Source organism: Kitasatospora sp. NPDC001159 (assembly GCF_053598235.1).
Genome location: NZ_JBSFJV010000298.1, coordinates 1 through 1,119, shown reverse-complemented (window position 1 = coordinate 1,119; position 1,119 = coordinate 1). Strand labels below are relative to the sequence as shown.

General features: G+C 64.3%; 1 protein-coding gene. It reads right to left on the bottom strand.

Translation table 11 applies throughout. The features are described from left to right. Positions 1 to 49: 49 nt before the first annotated feature. Positions 50 to 340: a hypothetical protein gene (locus tag ACWC9T_RS41995; protein ID WP_449826274.1), complete on the bottom strand. Its 291-nt coding sequence runs from the start codon at positions 338 to 340 to the stop codon at positions 50 to 52. Positions 341 to 1,119 lie beyond the last annotated feature (779 nt).

The following is a 1,119-nucleotide window of genomic DNA, read 5'->3' as shown; positions in this document are numbered from 1 at the left end:
GCTTACTCATGTTGCTCTTGGTTCCCACCTGGCACTGCTTCCTCTGGGCTCACACGTCCCAGTGTCCAGGTGTCCAACCACGGGGTGGAACTTCATCGACACCCACCCCCAGCGCGATGGACGACGCCGTGCGTCCGTCCACCCCGGCAGTACGTGCACCCTTGTTTCCCCGCACCCGATCCCAGGCCACCAGAAGGAAGCCCGGGTCGGCAACGAGATTGAACAGGTCGTCGAACCTGCGATGAGGATCATCACGAGCCCAACGGTGCAGCTTGGTCTGGATATCCAGTACCCGCAGCTCAGCCCCGAACAAGGCTGACTCCAGATCGTCGGTGTTCACCGGCGATGACCTCCTGACCTTCCAGTACTTCAGTCACCGACTTGCTGGCCCCCTTGGCCCTGCGACCGGCTTTCCCGGCCTCCATGACGGGTCGTTACTCCCGCGACTACTACGGGGCCTCCGCCCCACCCACGGCCATCAGTCGGCAACGGACCTGCCCACCACCGCACTGGCTGTGCAGCGGCTCGGGCGGCCGCGGATGGTTCCCACGTTCACCACTCGATCGATTGGTCAGGGAGGTGCCCAGCTCTACTCCGGCAGCATCGCCACGTCTACGCCGCAGGCTTTCAACGTGGCCTCCTCACCGGAAGAGGAACCCGGCTTCGGAGTTGACCGTCCGTCCGAAGACGGCCGCGTCACGCACTGCACACCGGCCCGTATCCACCAGGTTTGAGCCGGCCACATGCTTACGGAGCTTCAACCACTGGTTCGCTCTCGCTACACCTTCTGACCTCGCTAGACGGACCCGCACCGTCCGGTAGTCCCGGCACGTCCCGCCGTTGTCCGGGGCTGCTTGCCGCCCTCCCCGGCGTTCCCCGGATCAGGCTGCCCCCCCTGCTTCACCAGACCGCTGCGACGGCCCGGCGGAGAAGGTCTTTCACCTCCACTCGATCGTGTGGTACTTCGTGGCGCACTCCTCTGACAGGTGACCTTGACCGTCTGCCAAGTGATCTTGACTGCTGCTCTCAGAAGCCGTTATCAATCCGGGCGTGATCGTGTGATTCCCGCTGGTCAGGCATGACGCGGAGGGGTGTGCGGGCAGTATTGGCGCGTCGTGT